The sequence below is a fragment of the Pseudorhodobacter sp. W20_MBD10_FR17 genome (genome assembly GCF_052119765.1).
Taxonomy (GTDB): Bacteria; Pseudomonadota; Alphaproteobacteria; order Rhodobacterales; family Rhodobacteraceae; genus Pseudorhodobacter.
The window spans coordinates 154,577-172,119 of the sequence record NZ_JBGQOQ010000001.1 but is presented as its reverse complement, the minus strand read 5'-3'; the positions used below and the strand labels follow the sequence as shown (position 1 = coordinate 172,119).

The window sequence follows — 17,543 nt, the reverse complement described above, 5'->3', positions numbered from 1 at the left end:
CGTATTGATATGATTTGGTCGCTCATCAAAGTTTTGCTGTTTGTCGGCGCGGTTGCTGGCCTCGCCTATGGCGCGGGTGTGCTGATGGATACCGGCGGCGGTATTCAGATCGCCTTACTTGGCATGGAATTCACGCTTGGGCCGTTGCAGGCCGCAATTGCGCTGTTGGTTTTGCTGGCCGCCTTGTGGATTTTGCTAAAGCTGGTTGGCTTGTTGGTCGCGGTTCTGCGCTTTTTGAATGGCGATGAAACCGCCATTTCGCGCTATTTCGACCGCAACCGCGAACGCAAAGGCTATCAGGCGCTGTCGGACGGCCTTATGGCGCTGGCCTCGGGCGAAGGGCGCGTCGCGCTAGCGCGTGCGGCCAAGGCTGATAAGCTGTTGGACAAGCCAGAGCTGACGACCCTGCTAATCGCCCAAGCGTCTGAAATGACAGGCGATACCAAGCGCGCGTCTGAGGCGTATAAGATGCTGCTGGATGACAATAAAACCCGCTTTGTCGGGGTGCGCGGGTTGATGCGCCAAAAGATTGCCGAGGGCGATACCGCAACGGCGCTAAAGCTGGCCGAAAAGGCATTTGCGCTGAAACCCAAGCATCAGGAAACGCAGGAGACTCTGCTGAACCTGCAAACCGGCCAAGGCGATTGGAAGGGCGCGCGCGTCACGCTGGGCGCCAAGCTGAAAGCGGGCGCTTTGCCGCGCGATGTGTTCCGCCGCCGTGATGCGGTTTTGGCCTTGCAAGAGGCAAGCGGTGTGCTGGATGAAAATGCCAGCATCGAGCAGCGCGAGGCCGCGATTGAGGCGAACCGTCTGTCGCCCGATCTGATCCCCGCCGCCGCAATGGCCGCCCGCAGCTATATCGCCAAGGGCGATGCCCGCAACGCGACCAAGGTGCTGAAAAAGGCGTGGTCAGTGTTGCCGCATCCCGATTTGGCCGCAGCTTTTGCCGAAATCGCACCGGATGAGAGCAGCACCGCGCGGCTGAAACGGTTCAGCGTGTTGACCAAGCAGAACCCCGAAAACATGGAAACCCGTCTGCTCTTGGCCGAACTTAGCCTGACGGCCGAGGATTTCCCTGCGGCCCGCCGCGCCTTGGGTGACTTGGCAACCAGCCACCCCAACGCGCGGACTTTGGCGATTATGGCGGCCGTTGAGCGTGGCGAAGGCGCAGATGATGCGGTTATTCGCGGCTGGCTGGCCCGTGCGCTAACGGCCCCGCGCGGCCCGCAATGGTGCTGTGACAAATGCCAAGCGATCCATTCGGCTTGGGTGCCTGTCTGCGATAACTGTGCCGGTTTTGATACCCTGTCATGGCGTGAGCCTGCCGATGTCACAGGGCCAAGCGCCACGGGCACCGAGCTGCTGCCACTGATTATTGGCAAGCCAGAGCAGCCGGTTCTCGACGTGGCAGACGGGGCAAAAGACGGCCCGGAAGACGCCGAAATCGTGACGGATGAGGCGGTTGACATAGATAAGGCCGAAAAATAGGCCTGATATGCGAACGGGGTGGCATTGATTGCCACCCCGTTTAAACTTAATAAGCGATCCTTAGGCTGTTGTGTTACCCGCGCAAAGTACCGCCAGTTGCCTTGCTCACCTTCTCAACGATCTTGGCGCACACGGCTTCAATCTCTTTGTCGGTTAGTGTTGCCGTTGTCGGCTGCAAACGCACGGTCAGCGCGATCGACTTTTTGCCTTCACCCATCTGTGCCGCAGCTTTTTCGCCAGTGAACTGGTCAAACAGGCGCACCGATTCGATTAGCACTTTATCAGCGCCCGTTGCTGCGTTAACGGCTGTCAGCGCCTCTACCCCTGCATCCACCACAAAGGCGAAATCGCGTTCAACCGCTTGCAGGTTGCTGATCGGCAAAGCTGCGCGCAGGGTGGTTTTAGTCTTGGGCTGCGGCACGTTGGCGGGGTAAACGGTAAAGCCCATGACGGGGCCTTTCAGGTCCATCTCGGCCACGATCTTGGGGTGAATCTCGCCATAAGTGGCCAGCGTATTCGGCCCCAAAGCGATGGTGCCCGCACGGCCCGGATGGAACCATGCAGGGACCTTGCGATTGATCTGCGCGCGGGCAGGGGCACCAAGGGCGGCCAGAACTGCCTCGGCATCGGCCTTGGCATCATAGATATCGGCTGGACGGCGCGAGCCGTATGGGTCACGCGGGGCGACATGGCCGACAATAATACCCGCCGCTTGGGTATGCTGTTCGCCCGGCTCGCCGCCCGAAAATGCTGGGCCAACCTCGGCCAGCGACAGATCCATAAAACCGCGCGCCTGATTGCGGGCCGCAGCGCGGAGCAGGCCGGGCAGCAGATCGGGGCGCAAGTGCGACATTTCCGATGAAATCGGGTTATCAACGCGCACCGCATCTGTGCCGCCCCCAAATAGGGTAGCCGAGGTTTGGTCAATAAAGCTGTACGTGACGCATTCATTATAGCCCAGTGCCGCCAGCGTGCGCCGCGCGCTGCGTTCGCGCAGCTGTGACGCCGTCAGGATAGGCGCAGGAATACCTGGCTGGCTGCGCGGCAATGGTATGCCCTTCAGCTTGGACAGCGATGCAATGCGGGCGATCTCTTCGACCAGATCAGCCTCGCCCTGCACATCAGGGCGCCACGAGGGTGGGGTGACTATATTCCCGCTGAGGGTGAAGCCCAAAGCCGTCAGCGTTTGGCGTTGCTGCGATTCGGGGATATCCATACCGACGAGCGAACCCACACGGCCCGCGTCAAACTTATACTGGCGTGTGGTGTCAATCGCCGCGCCATCGGTGACAACGTTTGATGCCTCACCCCCGCAAAGATCAAGGATCATCTGAGTGGCGGCATGCAGGCCGGGCAAGGTGAAGGCAGGGTCTACGCCGCGTTCAAACCGGTAACGGGCATCGGAATTGATTTTCAGCGCACGGCCGGTGGCGGCAATGGTGATCGGGTCCCAATAGGCGGATTCAAGGAACACATCGGTCGTCTCCTCGGTCACGCCCGAGGCCTCGCCACCCATAATGCCAGCCAGCGATTCCGGACCGTTATCATCTGCGATGACCATTTGGCCCGCCCGCAAGGCATAGGTTTTGCCGTCCAACGCCAGCAACGACTCGCCGTCCTGCGCCGCGCGAATGTTCAGCGTGCCAACAACTTTGGCTGCGTCAAACACATGCAGTGGGCGGTTAAGGCCCATGGTGAAATAGTTGGTGATATCCACCAGTGCAGAAATCGGGCGCAGGCCAATGGCACGCAGACGGGCCTGCATCCATTTCGGCGAAGGACCGTTTTTAACGCCGCGAATCAGACGGCCCGTGAAATGCGGGGCGGCTTTGGTTTTCAAATCGTCAGCGATTTTCACTGTGATCGGGCAAGGGAAGTCGCCCTTAATCTCGGCAATATCAAGGGTTTTCAGCTTGCCAAGGCCACGCGCGGCCAAATCACGCGCCAACCCGCGCACGCCAAGACCATCGGGGCGGTTAGGGGTGATTTTCACATAAATCATCGGGTCGTTCAGGCCACGGTAGTCAATGAAACGCTGGCCCAAAGGCGCATCTTGGGGCAGGTCAATGATGCCGTCATGGTCGTCCGACAGCATCAGTTCGCGTTCGGAACACAGCATCCCGTTGCTGTCCACGCCGCGAATATTGCCGGGTTTCAGGTCGACGCCAGTGCCCGGAACATGGGTGCCAACGGGGGCAAACACGCCGATAAGGCCGGTACGTGCATTCGGCGCGCCACAGACAACCTGGACTTCTTCGGAGGGCGTGCCGGGGCCGTTCGGATAGGTTTCAACGCGGCACAGGCGCAAGCGGTCGGCGTTCGGGTGCTGAACGGCCTCGATCACGCGGCAAATGCGGAACGCGCCCAGCGTGTCGGCGGGGTTTTCAACGCCCTCCACCTCATGCCCCAAATCGGTAAGGGCAAACAGGATGTCATCCAGCGAGGCTGTGGTTTCAAGGTGATCCTTGAGCCAGGACAGGGTGAATTTCATGGCAGGCTCCTTCATTATCGCGCGAGAGGGTGGGCGTGAAACAGGAGTGGCCCTGTTTCGCCCGAATTCTATTCAAATTCCACCTACATGATGCAGGGCTGTTGGGAAAGGGTCGTACGATTAAGTCGTCGAATTGGAAAGACCGGATCGAAGCAGCAAAGCGCATTGTTTGGGCGCGCGACCTATGATGCTTCGGGTCGTCACACCAAAAAGCGGCCATATCTTCGGACAGCGGGTAAGCCTCGGTTTCCATGGGCCAATCATCATGGGGCGCGTTTGGGCTATCGTTCAGATGCGGTTGTTTCCACTGGGGAAACGGCGTGTTGCCGCTTTGAGGCAATTTTAAGGCAATAAGTTGCGGTATTTTTGACGAATGCCATGTAAAAGCCTTATTATGGACAAATGGCTTGAAATTCCCAAAGACCGAAAGCGGCAACCTGTTGGATTGCTGTGTTTATTACTGGCACTAACCGTTTTATTGCTGTTCACCTTTTGGGGTGGCAAGCCAGTTGATCTCGCTGCGGTGGGGTTTTTGGCCATAAGCTGGATTTAGCGCAAACTGGGCTAAAGGGTCTGTTTCGGCCGGTTATGGGCGTTCGGGTCCGTTAAATGCGCCAAAAGCCACGGCAAGGCCCGCTCGGACAGAATGTGCATTGTGTCTGCAAGATTTGTACCGTCTTCATGCACATCCAGATAGGTAAGCGTTGCTGGCCTTACCATAGTATCCTCACCCTCCGGAAAAAACGCTTCAAGCGGGACGAAACTATCCTCGGCCCATGGGCCAAGCGGGTCGTCTGTTAGAGGTTGAAAGCCAAGGTTGATATGGCAGTCAAACCCATAGCGGCTGCGTTGCAGGTGAATGGAAACTGTGCCCAGATCACCGGTTTTGGCCCAGGATTTGGCCTTTTTGGTAAAGCCGTGCGCCTGCGCCACAGTATCAATCGCCGCAACAATGGCGTCCACGGCGGCTTCGCGCTTGGCGGGGAAGGCGGGATCATGGGCTGCGATATGCATGCGGACGTCATTGTCGACAGTCTCGGCACCCGCGTCTGGTGTGCCGGGCGGGGCGGTTCCTGCGTTGGGCGTAGCAGGGGTACGCTTGGGGAAAAGCGCACGGAGCCAAGACACAAGTGACCAAGACGTGGGGGGCATGGTGTTCGCCTTTATTCAGAATGTCGCTGCAAAAAGCACAGATTGCGACGGGATGAAATTCCCCAAGCGGGTACAGAAAATGCGGGGGCATTGCCCCCTAAAGTGCAGTCCAACGCATCGCAGCTCTTAAAACGGGGCTATTTTAGCGGTAGACAGATCTCGGTCACCCATTCTTCGGGCGGGTGGCTGCGCGGCGAGGTGATGTATACCTCATAGCTGGGTTGGCCCGAGGGCTGCTCGCCCGATTGTGCAAGCCATGCGCCATAAAGATAGGCGTAAGCCGCCGGCAAGCCCGCGTAATCGCCGGTAAAGCGCAAAACGGCGTGGCGTCCTGTGGGCAAATTAATGCGTTGCAACGGCGCGGCACAGGCAACCGTTTTTGGCGCAGTGACCGCCGCAAACGAACGCAACGCTGCCGCATCGGTTTTTGCCGGATCATCATAAAAGATTGCAACCATCTGGCGTGTTTTATCGCTAAGGCCATGTGCTTCGAGCTCATCGAACAGCTTGGCATAGGTTTCAGACATCTGCTGATAGGCCCCTGCATGCGGCAAGCCAATAAGGCTACGAGACCGGAGTTTTTTCACGGTAATGGGGAACATGGTGTCGCGTCCTTATGAGTCTTACGTTTGCTTTGCACCAGTTTGGCACAGTTTTGCAGCGGGCACAGGGTTTTGTGCAGTTTATTCGGCGGCCTTTTGACAGCCCCTAGCGTGTTCAGTTGCATTTGGCCTGTCCAAGCGGCATATAGCATAGAAATGCGGAAGCGGAGAGCCAGATGAACTATCTCGAGTTTGAAAAGCCGTTGTCGGCGATTGAAGGCAAGGCCGAAGAGTTGCGCGCCATGGGGCGGGGCAGCAAAGAGATGGACGTTGAAAAGGAAGCGGCGGCACTCGATGCCAAAGCCGCCACCATGCTGCGCGATTTATATAAGGGTTTGTCGCCTTGGCAGAAATGCCTTGTCGCACGTCACCCTGACCGCCCGCATTGCAAAGATTATATCGACGCGCTGTTTACCGAATATACGCCGCTGGCCGGTGACCGGAACTTTGCCGACGATCACGCCGTTATGGGTGGGCTTGCGCGGTTCAGCGATATGCCGGTGATGGTGATCGGCCACGAAAAGGGCAATGACACCAAGTCGCGGATTGAGCGGAACTTTGGCATGGCCCGTCCCGAGGGCTATCGCAAGGCTGTGCGCCTGCTGGATATGGCCCACCGCTTTGGCTTGCCAGTGATTACGCTGGTCGACACCCCCGGCGCCTATCCGGGCAAAGGTGCCGAAGAGCGCGGCCAGTCCGAGGCGATTGCGCGGTCTACTCAGAAATGCTTGACGGTCGGTGTGCCTTTGGTTTCGGTAATTATTGGCGAAGGCGGGTCAGGCGGGGCTGTGGCCTTTGCGACGGCAAACCGTATCGCGATGCTGGAACATTCGGTCTATTCGGTGATTTCACCCGAAGGCTGCGCCAGTATTTTGTGGAAAGATTCCGACAAGATGCGCGAAGCCGCCGAGGCATTGCGCCTGACGGCGCAAGACTTGCAAAAGCTGGGTGTGATTGACCGGATTGTGACAGAACCTTTGGGCGGCGCGCAACGTGGCAAGCGTGAAACCATTGCCGCCGTCGGCAAAGCGATTGAGACGATGCTGGCAGAGCTTGCGGGCAAAAAGCCGGATGCCTTGATCAAAGACCGCCGGCAAAAGTTCATCAACATGGGCTCCAAAGGCTTGGCGGCCTGAAATGGGGGCTTGGCCTGCGTTGGTCGTGGCTGGGCTGCTTGAAGTAGTCTGGGCGCTGGGCCTGAAATATTCGCATGGGTTCACCAAGCTGACGCCATCGGTAGTGACCATTTTGGGCGCGATTGCCAGCTTTTGGCTGCTTAGTCATGCGATGAAAACGCTGCCGGTGGGCACGGCCTATGCCGTTTGGGTTGGCATTGGCACGGTTGGCACGGCCATTCTGGCCGTGGTGATGCTGGGTGAGCCGGTCAATGCGCTGCGGATCGGCGGTATAGGGTTGATCGTGGCTGGTATTGTTGTGCTGAAACTGGCCTAGCCCCTAAAGATACCGTCGAATTTCACAGTTTTTCATATTAAACCCCGCAAGCGAGCGGAACGTGTTGCAATGGCCGACAATCGCCAGCGGGCGCGGCTGATGGTTGGCAAGGCTGTCCCGAAAACGGGCAATGCGGGCGTGAAAGATGTCTTCCGGCTCTTCCGGCACGCCATTCGGGTTTAGCGGGCCTTGGTGCCACCACACGTCGGGGAGATGGTCGAAATCCAGCTCTGGAAAGGCCGTGCGCAGGGCGGCAGGGCTGCTGCCCATATCGCAGCTGTGCGATAGGTGCTCGACGGGGCCAGTGGAAACGGTAATCGGGGCGATGCCGTCAAAGATAATCTTGGCTGTTTGAATGGCGCGGGTCAGCGGTGTGCAGATAACCTGTTGAATACCAAGGGCTTGCGCCTGCTTTCGGGCCTCGGCAGCCTGCGCGCGGCCAAGATCGGTAAGCGGTGCGTCAAAGATCATCGGATCAGGTCCGCCATCGCTATGGACGGCGTTAAATTCAGACTGGCCGTGGCGAATCAAGTATATCGGCATTTGCAGCGGTCCTTTGGCATAGGGTCTTGGCCGCCTTTTTTGGGCCAGCCTGCATCATAAGTGGTGTCACCAAATGCGCCAGAGGTGATTTTCAGCAAGGATACTGCGGCCTGAGGCAATGAAAAAGGGCAGGGAGTGACCCCTGCCCAATGCGCCCATTCAGGCCGGCTTTAATGCGCCATAAAGACCGGAATTTCGGCGGCTTCCAGCGTGTTGCGTGTCGCACCGCCCAAAATCGCCTCGCGGAACCGCGAATGGCTGTAGGCACCCATCACCAGCATATCGGCATCAACATCGCGACAATGGCGGGCCAACACATCCGAGATTTTCGGCATCGTGCGGGCCAGCACAGTCACCTCGGCCTTGACGCCGTGGCGCACCAACATCTGGCACAACGCGCCACCGGGATCAGACCGTTCTGCACCGTGTTGCGGCGGGTCGATAATGGTGATCCAGACTTGGCTGGCATGTTTCAAAAACGGCATTGCATGGCGAATAGCATTCATGGCCTCACGGCTTTGATTCCACGCGATGACGATGCGTTTGCCAATGTTTGTGGCATCTAGCGGCGCATCGGGCAGCACCAAAACGGGCGCTTGGCCTTCAAACATCGCCGATTCGACAATGGCCTCTTCCTCTTCGCCATGTTTTTCGCCGTAAGGCTTGGCCAAAACGACCAAATCAGCAAAGCGTGACCGCAAGGCTATCAGATCGGCCAAGCCGCCGATCATCGCAAGGGCGCTTTCGGATGACCAGCGCAACGATGGCCCTGCCGCTGCGGCTGCGCCACGAATGGCGGCCTCAACCGCTTTGGCGTCATCAGTTGCGTTATCTTGGGCCGCTTGCATAACAATTGCGCTTGCGCCGACATAGGAGTAGCCAAGCTGTGCCCGGTCAATGCCAAGGCACAAGGCATCTAGGTGCCCGTCTTGTGCAATTGCAAGCGAAGCCGCTGTTGCAAAAGTTTGTGGCGCGCGCGCCGGATCTGCACAAATGGTCAGAAAAGATTTGTAAGCCATTCTCGAAGCCTCCTATTGTGACAATAAGACACGGTAACGCTCGGCGAATGATTGTGCTTTGATCGTGGTCAAGGTTAAGTTCACAATTGGTTGATATGGATCAAGGCGGTTATCCGCCGAACTGGTCAAAAGCAGAATGATAAAAAATGCCTGGGCGAATTCTGTTCGGACTAGGCGAAGACGAAGGGACGCAAAATGTGGGATTACGTTAAACTGATCGCGCTTGGCCTGATCGCGGTGTTAGCCGCGATTGCAGCCAATTACGCGCGCGATCCGGCCTATCTGGTCAACATGCTGACGATCATGCTTGTTGCAGGGGGGCTGTTCTTGTGGACAGTTCGCCAAGCAGGCGAGCCGAAGGTTGTTGCATCAGAAAAAGAATATATGGACGGTGTTGTGCGCGCAGGCGTGATTGCAACAGCGGCTTGGGGCGTTGTGGGCTTTTTGGTTGGGGTAATCATCGCCTTCCAATTGGCCTTTCCTGTTCTGAACTTTGAATGGGCGCAGGGCTATGCCAACTTTGGCCGTTTGCGGCCGTTGCACACGTCAGCTGTTATTTTCGCTTTTGGCGGTAACGCGCTGATCGCTAGCTCTTTTTACGTTGTGCAGCGCACAAGTGCAGCACGGCTTTGGGGCGGTAACTTGGCTTGGTTCGTGTTCTGGGGCTATCAGTTGGTGATCGTACTGGCGGCAACCGGCTATCTGCTGGGTGCAACCCAATCCAAAGAATACGCCGAGCCGGAGTGGCTGACTGACTGGTGGCTGACTGTTGTTTGGCTGGCCTATCTGGCAGTCTTTGTCGGCACGTTGGTTAAGCGCCGTGAACCGCATATCTATGTGGCCAACTGGTTCTACCTGTCGTTCATCATCACTGTGGCGATGCTGCATGTGTTCAACAACCTGTCGATCCCGGTGTCGCTGTTCGGCTCTAAGTCGGTTCAGGTCTTCTCGGGCGTGCAAGATGCCATGGTGCAGTGGTGGTATGGCCACAATGCGGTTGGCTTCTTCCTGACGGCCGGTTTCCTTGGGATGATGTACTACTTTGTGCCAAAACAGGCAGAACGCCCTGTGTTTTCGTACAAACTGTCGATCATCCACTTTTGGGCGCTGATCTTTCTGTATATCTGGGCCGGTCCGCACCACTTGCACTATACCGCGCTGCCTGACTGGGCCTCGACCCTTGGGATGGTCTTTTCGATCATGCTGTGGATGCCAAGCTGGGGTGGTATGATCAACGGTCTGATGACGCTATCGGGCGCATGGGACAAGCTGCGCACCGATCCGATCATCCGGATGATGGTTGTGTCGATCGGCTTTTACGGGATGTCGACCTTTGAAGGGCCGATGATGTCGATCAAAGCTGTGAACAGCCTGTCGCACTACACCGACTGGACCATTGGTCACGTTCACTCTGGCGCGCTTGGCTGGAATGGCATGATCACCTTTGGTGCGCTGTACTTCCTGACGCCAAAACTGTGGAATCGTTCGGGCCTTTACAGCCTGAAACTGGTCAGCTGGCACTTCTGGCTCGCCACCATCGGGATCGTTCTTTACGCGTCCTCGATGTGGGTAACCGGCATCATGGAAGGCCTGATGTGGCGCGAAGTAGACGCAAACGGCTTCCTCGTGAACGCATTCGCCGACACAGTGTCTGCAAAGTTCCCGATGCTGGTTGTGCGTGGCTTGGGTGGAACGCTGTTCCTGACTGGCGCGATAATCATGTGCTACAACTTGGTAATGACCGTGAAAGCACAGCCTGAAAAGGCAAGTGACAACGCGCTCGTTCCTGCTGAATAACCGGAGGCGAAAATGGGAATTCTTGACAAACATAAGGTCATCGAGACCAACGCCTCTTTGCTGCTGGTACTGTCTTTCTTGGTAGTAACCATCGGTGGTTTGGTGCAGATCGTACCGCTGTTCTATCTTGAGAACACGATTGAAAAGGTGGAAGGGGTTCGCCCCTACACCCCACTGGAACTGACGGGCCGTGATATTTACGTCCGTGAAGGCTGCTATGTGTGCCACAGCCAGATGATCCGCCCAATGCGGGATGAGGTTGAGCGCTATGGCCACTACAGCCTTGCTGCGGAATCGATGTATGACCATCCGTTCCAATGGGGGTCCAAACGCACCGGGCCAGACCTTGCTCGCGTGGGGGAACGGTATTCCGATGCTTGGCATGTGGACCACCTGACCAATCCGCAATCGGTTGTGCCGGAATCTGTGATGCCGAAATATGGCTTCTTGCTGAACCGGATGATCGACGGTGAATACATCGGTGATACGATGAAAGTGCACCGTATCGTTGGTGTGCCTTACACCGATGAAATGCTGGAAAATGCAGTCGCAGATTTCAAAGCGCAGACCAATCCGGATGGCGATTTTGACGGCTTGGAAGAGCGGTATACAAAGGTAGCCGTGCGCAATTTTGACGGCAAGCCGGAGATAAGCGAAATGGATGCATTGATCGCTTACTTGCAAGTGTTGGGCACGATGGTTGATTTCTCGACCTTCCAGCCTGACGCAAGCCGCTAAGGGGGCCGGGATATGGATACCTATAGCCTACTGCGTGAATTCGCGGATAGCTGGATGCTGATTTTTCTGACGGCGGTATTTACTGCGGTGATTGTCTGGGCGTTTCGCCCCGGCAGCCGCAAGGTGCACGACGAAATCGCAGCATCCATCTTTCTCCATGATGACAAACCCGCCACTGAAATGGTGGACCGTTCCAAGGAGGCGCGGACATGAGTAAAAAATCCAAAACCCACCAAGACGGTGACCCGAACACAACTGGCCATAGCTGGGATGGGATCGAAGAATTCGACAACCCAATGCCGCGCTGGTGGTTGTGGACATTCTATGTGTGTATCGCTTTTGCATTGGGCTATTCGGTTATGTACCCGGCTTGGCCGATGCTTACCCGCGCAACGCCGGGCTTGCTCGGGTCGTCGACCCGAGCCGATGTAGCGGCCGAGATTCAAGAGTTCTCGGACCGCAACGCACCGATACGCGCCAAACTGGAGGCCGCAGACCTGACGGCGATTTCGGCTGATCCAGACCTGTCTGGTTTTGCCAACAATGCCGGTGCTGCCGTCTTCCGCACATGGTGTGCGCAGTGCCACGGTTCGGGTGCTGCGGGCGCCAAGGGTTATCCTAACTTGCTGGATGATGACTGGCTGTGGGGCGGCGATATTGAGGCGATCCACACGACGATCACCCACGGTATCCGCAACACAACAGATGAAGACGCGCGCCTTTCGGAGATGCCAAAGTTTGGCGTAGATGAGCTGTTGGAAAAGCCGCAGATCGAAGAAGTTGTGCAGCATGTACGGGCCATCTCGGGCCAAGAGCATGACGCAACCTTGGCTGCAGCCGGTGCCACCGTGTTTGCGGAAAACTGTGCGGCCTGCCATGGTGACGACGGCAAGGGCAACCGTGATTTGGGTGCCCCAAACCTGACCGACGCGATTTGGCTCTATGGTGGCGACGTGGCTAACCTAACGGAGACAGTCACATATTCGCGTGCCGGTGCGATGCCAAACTGGAACACCCGTTTGTCAGAAGCCGACATTCGCGCAGTTGCGGTTTATGTCCATGGTTTGGGCGGCGGCGAGTAATCAACGCCCTCTATGATTTGAAAGGCCTCCCGGTTTACACTGGGGGGCCTTTTGCGTTTTGATGATGCGGGGGGGGGGGCGCTATGGAACAGCTATTGGCCGAGGTGCGGGCCTGCCAGATTTGCACAGGGCTGCCCTTGGGGCCGCGCGCTTTGGTGCAGGCCAGCGCTAAGGCACGGATTTTGATTGCAGGGCAGGCCCCGGGGCGGGTGACACATGAAAAAGGCGTGCCCTTTGACGATGCCTCGGGCAATAGGTTGCGCGATTGGCTAGGCCTAAGCCGCGCGCAGTTTTATGATGCAACCCGCGTGGCGATTGTGCCGATGGGGTTTTGCTTTCCGGGGAACGGCTCTTCGGGCGATCTGCCGCCGCGTGTTGAATGTGCGCCGCAATGGCGCCAGCGTTTGCTGGCAGCTATGCCCTCGATTGAACAGGTTTTGGTGATTGGCCGTTATGCCGTTGCTTGGCATTTGCCTGATGCCACGTCGCGCAGTTTGGCCGAATTGGCGCGACATGCAGGGCCAATGCAGGTTTTGCCCCACCCCAGCCCCCGCAACACCCCTTGGCTGCGACAAAATCCGTGGTTTGAGGCGGATGTCTTGCCGCCGTTAAGGGGGCGGATTGCTGAACTGTTGGCCTGACCTCATGGTTGATGTGGATCAGCTTGCCGCCACTTAGTGCCTTTCCGTCGCGGCCGTGCGCAGATGTCGCAGAAAAGTAAGGGTGCAAACTCGCATCTGTGATGTCATATTGATGCAGGTCAAAGCATTGTTTTTACCGATGCGTGATACCCGAGCCTGAAATGATGCCGGAGACATGCCGTGAGCAGCGAAGAAATCGAACCACAGAGCCTTTACGCAAAGCGTGAACCGATCTTTCCAAGGCGGGTACAAGGGGCGTTTCGCAACCTTAAGTGGTTCTTGATGGCCTTTACATTGGGTATTTACTACATCACGCCATGGATCCGCTGGGACCGCGGGCCAAGCTTGCCCGATCAGGCTGTGCTGATCGATATGGCCAACCGCCGATTCTTTTTCTTTATGATCGAGATTTGGCCGCATGAGTTTTATTTCGTCGCGGGCTTGCTGATTATGGCCGGTTTGGGCCTGTTTCTGTTCACCTCGGCTGCGGGTCGGGTGTGGTGCGGTTATGCTTGCCCACAAACGGTCTGGACTGACCTGTTCATTCTGGTCGAACGATGGGTCGAGGGCGACCGAAACGCGCGGCTGCGCCTGCATCGTAGCAAGTGGAATGCCGAAAAGGTTCGTAAAACGGCCACCAAATGGTCTGCATGGCTGCTGATCGCCATCGCGACCGGCGGGGCTTGGGTGTTCTACTTTACCGATGCGCCAACCTTGGCCGTGAACCTTGTGACCGGCCAAGCGCACCCTGTTGCCTATCTGACGATCCTTGTTCTGACGGCGACGACCTTCTTTTTCGGTGGCTTTTTCCGCGAGCAGATTTGTATCTATGCCTGCCCATGGCCCCGCATTCAGGCGGCGATGATCGACGAAGACACGCTGACCATCAACTATCGCCACTGGCGGGGTGAACCGCGCGGCAAGCTGCAAAAAGGTGAAGTGGCTGCTGGCCAAGGCGACTGCATCGATTGCATGGCCTGCGTCAACGTGTGCCCGATGGGGATTGATATTCGCAACGGCCAGCAAATGGCCTGCATCACCTGCGGTCTGTGCATTGATGCCTGCAATGATGTGATGGACCGTATCGGCAAACCACGTGACCTGATCGGCTATATGGCCCTGACGGACGAAGTTGCCGAACAAGGTGGCAAAGAGCCAAAGTCGGTTTGGAAACATGTCCTGCGCCCGCGTACCATTATGTATTCTACGCTGTGGTCGGCGGTTGGCATCGGGCTTGTTGTTGCGCTGTTCTTGCGGTCTGATATTGATATGAACGTAACCCCTGTGCGCAATCCGACCTTTGTAACACTGTCAGACGGTGCCATTCGCAACACTTACGATGTTCGCTTGCTGAACAAACAGGGGCAGGATGCGACGTTCTACCTCTCGCTTACCTCGGACAAAGCGTTACAGATTTCGCTAGAGGGCACGAATGATTTGACGGTGACGGTCAAGGCGAATGAACAACAAACCCAGCGGGTCTATGTGATAGCCGCGCCAAATTCGCCTGCAGCCAAAGCGGATAGAACCGATCTGCGCTTGTGGGTCGAACAGGAAGGGTCCTCTAACCGTACCTATCACGACACAATCTTTAACGGAAAAGGCGAATAAAGTGGCTGAAACTTCAGAATTTCGGATCACAGGCCGCAAGGTCCTTGGGTTCACGGTTGCAGCGTTTTCGGTGATAATTGGGGTGAATATTTTGATGGCCTATAAAGCCATCACCACCTTTCCGGGCCTAGAGGTGAGCAACTCCTACGTTGCCAGCCAAACCTTTGACGTCGAGCGCAGTGCCCAACTGGCACTGGGTTGGACTTTGACCCCCGAATATGACGCGACCGCCAAAGAGCTGCGCTTGGCCTTTACCGATAAGGCAGGTTACCCCGCCGAGGTGTCCAGCCTTTCGGTGCTGGTTGGGCGCACGACCGAGGCCCGCCAAGACGTTCGCCCCGATTTTGTGCGCGAATCGGGTGTGTTCGTGGCACAGGTTGAACTGCCAATGGGCAAATGGATGATGCAGGTCGAGGCGGTTGCCCCCGATGGCACCGCCTTTCGCCAGCGCATTAACCTGACCGTAAGGAACTAACCCATGGCGCTGGCCGAAGAATTTGAGGTCCGCTATGATGCAGGCCACGATTTGGGCCATGTCAGCCCCTCGGCTTGCCCTGCCTGCGCGATCGCGCCTTCGGCAGAGCGCATGGCCGAACTCAGCCGCCCCAGCCACGCGCGGCTGATGCTGTCTTTGCCCACCGCCCATTGCGCGGCCTGTATGTCTACGGTCGAAAATGGCTTGCAAGCGGTGCCGGGCGTCCAATCCGCCCGCGTAAATCTGACCCAGCGGCGGGTCAGCGTCGATGCCAGCCCCGAGATTACCGCCGAAAGCCTGATCCCCATCTTGGCTAGCCTTGGTTATGAAGCACACGAGCTTGACCCAGGCCTGTTGTCCTCTACCGAAACGGATCGTCAGGGCCGAGAGTTGCTGATGCGCCTTGGCGTTGCCGGTTTTGCGATGATGAACGTCATGCTGCTGTCGGTCGCCGTCTGGTCGGGCGCAGGTGATGCGACCCGCGATATGTTCCACTGGATTTCGGCAGCGATTGCCCTGCCTACAGTGGTTTTTGCGGGCCAGCCGTTTTTCAAATCGGCTTGGGCCAGCCTGCGTGTCGGGCGGCTTGGCATGGATGTGCCGATTTCCTTGGCGATCATTCTGGCGTCTTCTATCAGCCTGTTTGAAACCTTTTATTCCGGCCATCATGCCTATTTTGATGCCGCCGTGATGTTGACGTTTTTTCTGCTCGCAGGCCGTTACCTTGACCACCGCACCCGCGCCGTGGCCCGTTCCGCCGCCGAAGAGCTGGCCGCGCTAGAGGTGCCCCGCGCCATTCGCATTGTGGACGGCGCGGAAGAACCCGTTGCCATTTCCGCCCTTGCCGTTGGCGATATCGTCCGCGTGCGTCCGGGTGGCCGGATGCCGGTTGATGGTGTCATTACCGCGGGCACGTCCGAGGTCGACCGCTCGCTTTTAACCGGAGAAAGCCTGCCTGTGCTGGCCGCGCCGGGCACGTTGGTCGCCGCGGGTGAGATTAACCTGACCGGCCCGCTGATGATCCGTGTAATGGCCGCAGGGCGCGACAGCAGCCTGCACCGCATGGCCGATTTGGTCGCCGTGGCCGAAAGCACCAAAACCAAATACACCAGCCTTGCGGAACGTGCAGCGCGCGCCTATTCGCCGCTGGTGCATCTGTTGTCTTTCGGGGCTTTTGGCTATTGGATGTGGGCCACGGGCGGCGATGTGCGCTATGCAATCAACATATCGGCGGCTGTGCTGATCATCACCTGCCCCTGCGCCTTGGGCCTTGCAGTGCCCGCCGTTGTCACCGCTGCAAGCGGCAAGCTGTTTCGCAAAGGCCTGCTGATCAAAGACGGGACCGCGTTGGAACGTTTGGCCGAGGTGGACTATGTCGTGTTTGATAAAACCGGCACGCTGACCTTGGGAACACCCACGCCCACCAACCTTGACCAGCTTCCGCCAAATGCGCTGGCGGTGGCAATAGGCCTTGCCGCCGGTTCGTCACACCCCCTTGCCATCGCGCTGACACGCGCGGCACAGCACCCGCCCGTCGATGTCACTGCCCTGCAAGAGGTGCCGGGCTACGGTATTGAGGCGCAGTATAACGGCCAAACCGTCCGCTTGGGTCGGGCCGAATGGGTGGGCGCCCCCCCAGCTGCCGAAACAGCAACATATCTGTCTTTTGCAGGCAAAACCTTTGCGATCCTCTTTGCCGATAAACTGCGCCCCGGTGCCGAAACCGCCGTCGCCGCGATGAAAAAGGCAGGTTTGCACCTCATCTTGCTCTCTGGCGATGCCGAGGCCCCCGTTGCCGATCTTGCCAAGCGCCTTGGCATTGGCGAGTGGTCCTCTGGCAAATTGCCCGCCGAAAAACGCGCCCATGTGCAGGCGATGCAAGACCAAGGCCGCAAGGTGCTGATGATCGGCGACGGGCTAAACGATACGGCAGCATTGGCGCAGGCCTATGTCTCTATCTCGCCCGCCTCGGCACTGGATGCCGCGCGCACCGCGTCCGATATCGTGCTGCTGGGCCAAGATATGGCACCTGTGGCCGATGCATTGCGTATCGCCAAGCAATCCACCCGTCGCATCCGCGAAAACTTTGCGCTCTCGGCCGCGTATAACGTCATCGCGGTGCCACTTGCGCTCATGGGCCTCGCGACCCCGCTGATGGCGGCCTTGGCGATGTCGGCATCTTCGATTACTGTATCGCTTAACGCATTGCGCTTAAGGTAGCCAAATGGAAATCCTCACCATCCTCATCCCCGTCTCGCTTTTGCTGGGCGGAATTGGCCTCGCAGCTTTCTTCTGGGCCCTGAAAACCAAGCAGTTTGAGGACCCGCAAGGCGACGCAGCCCGCATCCTCAAAACCGATTACGACGATCACCCAAAACCCTAATCGGCTTTCTGTTCGGTAAAAATATCCTCGGGGTGGGGGTCTGGGGGAGGGGCAGACAGCCCCTCCCCC

Annotated in this window: 17 protein-coding genes; 12 read left to right on the top strand and 5 right to left on the bottom strand. The window is 57.7% G+C overall.

Annotation, left to right across the window (positions count from 1 at the left end; genetic code table 11):
• Positions 1–9 precede the first annotated feature (9 nt).
• On the top strand, positions 10–1,488 hold the full coding sequence (locus ACEN2J_RS00850; RefSeq protein WP_442102477.1) for a heme biosynthesis protein HemY: 1,479 nt from the start codon (positions 10–12) through the stop codon (positions 1,486–1,488).
• A 73-nt stretch (positions 1,489–1,561) separates the two neighbouring features.
• On the opposite strand, the gene pheT is transcribed toward ACEN2J_RS00850, so the two are convergent.
• The 3 genes from pheT to ACEN2J_RS00835 form a co-directional block, all read right to left on the bottom strand.
• Positions 1,562–3,979, bottom strand: coding sequence for a phenylalanine--tRNA ligase subunit beta (pheT, locus tag ACEN2J_RS00845; protein WP_442102475.1), 2,418 nt, complete (start codon positions 3,977–3,979; stop codon positions 1,562–1,564).
• A 564-nt stretch (positions 3,980–4,543) separates the two neighbouring features.
• Positions 4,544–5,131, bottom strand: coding sequence for a DUF4304 domain-containing protein (locus ACEN2J_RS00840; protein WP_442102473.1), 588 nt, complete (start codon positions 5,129–5,131; stop codon positions 4,544–4,546).
• 137 nt (positions 5,132–5,268) lie between these two features.
• A complete protein-coding gene (locus ACEN2J_RS00835) occupies positions 5,269–5,733 on the bottom strand; it encodes an AraC family transcriptional regulator (RefSeq protein WP_442102472.1) in 465 nt (154 codons plus the stop codon).
• Positions 5,734–5,909: 176 nt separating this feature from the next.
• On the opposite strand from ACEN2J_RS00835, the gene ACEN2J_RS00830 reads away from it, so the two are divergent.
• Positions 5,910–6,869: an acetyl-CoA carboxylase carboxyltransferase subunit alpha gene (locus ACEN2J_RS00830; protein ID WP_442102470.1), complete on the top strand. Its 960-nt coding sequence runs from the start codon at positions 5,910–5,912 to the stop codon at positions 6,867–6,869.
• A 1-nt stretch (position 6,870) separates the two neighbouring features.
• A complete protein-coding gene (gene sugE, locus ACEN2J_RS00825) occupies positions 6,871–7,185 on the top strand; it encodes a quaternary ammonium compound efflux SMR transporter SugE (RefSeq protein ID WP_442102469.1) in 315 nt (104 codons plus the stop codon).
• Positions 7,186–7,188: 3 nt separating this feature from the next.
• Here the strand turns inward: sugE and ACEN2J_RS00820 are convergent, their stop codons facing one another.
• Positions 7,189–7,728, bottom strand: coding sequence for a histidine phosphatase family protein (locus ACEN2J_RS00820; protein ID WP_442102468.1), 540 nt, complete (start codon positions 7,726–7,728; stop codon positions 7,189–7,191).
• 170 nt (positions 7,729–7,898) lie between these two features.
• Positions 7,899–8,747, bottom strand: coding sequence for a universal stress protein (locus ACEN2J_RS00815; RefSeq protein ID WP_442102467.1), 849 nt, complete (start codon positions 8,745–8,747; stop codon positions 7,899–7,901).
• A gap of 195 nt (positions 8,748–8,942) precedes the next feature.
• On the opposite strand from ACEN2J_RS00815, the gene ccoN reads away from it, so the two are divergent.
• From ccoN to ccoS, 9 genes are all read left to right on the top strand, one after another.
• Positions 8,943–10,544: a cytochrome-c oxidase, cbb3-type subunit I gene (gene ccoN / locus ACEN2J_RS00810; RefSeq protein WP_442102466.1), complete on the top strand. Its 1,602-nt coding sequence runs from the start codon at positions 8,943–8,945 to the stop codon at positions 10,542–10,544.
• 12 nt (positions 10,545–10,556) lie between these two features.
• A complete protein-coding gene (gene ccoO / locus ACEN2J_RS00805; protein WP_442102465.1) occupies positions 10,557–11,282 on the top strand; it encodes a cytochrome-c oxidase, cbb3-type subunit II in 726 nt (241 codons plus the stop codon).
• 12 nt (positions 11,283–11,294) lie between these two features.
• Positions 11,295–11,495, top strand: coding sequence for a cbb3-type cytochrome c oxidase subunit 3 (locus tag ACEN2J_RS00800; RefSeq protein WP_442102463.1), 201 nt, complete (start codon positions 11,295–11,297; stop codon positions 11,493–11,495).
• Positions 11,492–12,364: a cytochrome-c oxidase, cbb3-type subunit III gene (gene ccoP, locus ACEN2J_RS00795; protein WP_442102462.1), complete on the top strand. Its 873-nt coding sequence runs from the start codon at positions 11,492–11,494 to the stop codon at positions 12,362–12,364. The genes ACEN2J_RS00800 and ccoP overlap by 4 nt, the downstream gene beginning before the upstream one ends.
• Before the next feature lie 83 nt (positions 12,365–12,447).
• Positions 12,448–13,005, top strand: a complete 558-nt coding sequence (locus tag ACEN2J_RS00790) for a uracil-DNA glycosylase family protein (protein WP_442102461.1) — start codon at positions 12,448–12,450, stop codon at positions 13,003–13,005.
• Between the two features lie 180 nt (positions 13,006–13,185).
• Entirely contained in the window at positions 13,186–14,616 is a 1,431-nt protein-coding gene (gene ccoG, locus ACEN2J_RS00785; RefSeq protein WP_442102459.1) for a cytochrome c oxidase accessory protein CcoG, read from the top strand.
• Position 14,617: 1 nt separating this feature from the next.
• Entirely contained in the window at positions 14,618–15,091 is a 474-nt protein-coding gene (locus tag ACEN2J_RS00780) for a FixH family protein (RefSeq protein WP_442102458.1), read from the top strand.
• A gap of 3 nt (positions 15,092–15,094) precedes the next feature.
• Complete coding sequence (locus ACEN2J_RS00775) at positions 15,095–17,311, top strand: heavy metal translocating P-type ATPase (RefSeq protein WP_442102457.1); 2,217 nt, start codon at positions 15,095–15,097, stop codon at positions 17,309–17,311.
• A gap of 4 nt (positions 17,312–17,315) precedes the next feature.
• Entirely contained in the window at positions 17,316–17,474 is a 159-nt protein-coding gene (ccoS, locus tag ACEN2J_RS00770) for a cbb3-type cytochrome oxidase assembly protein CcoS (protein ID WP_442102455.1), read from the top strand.
• Positions 17,475–17,543 lie beyond the last annotated feature (69 nt).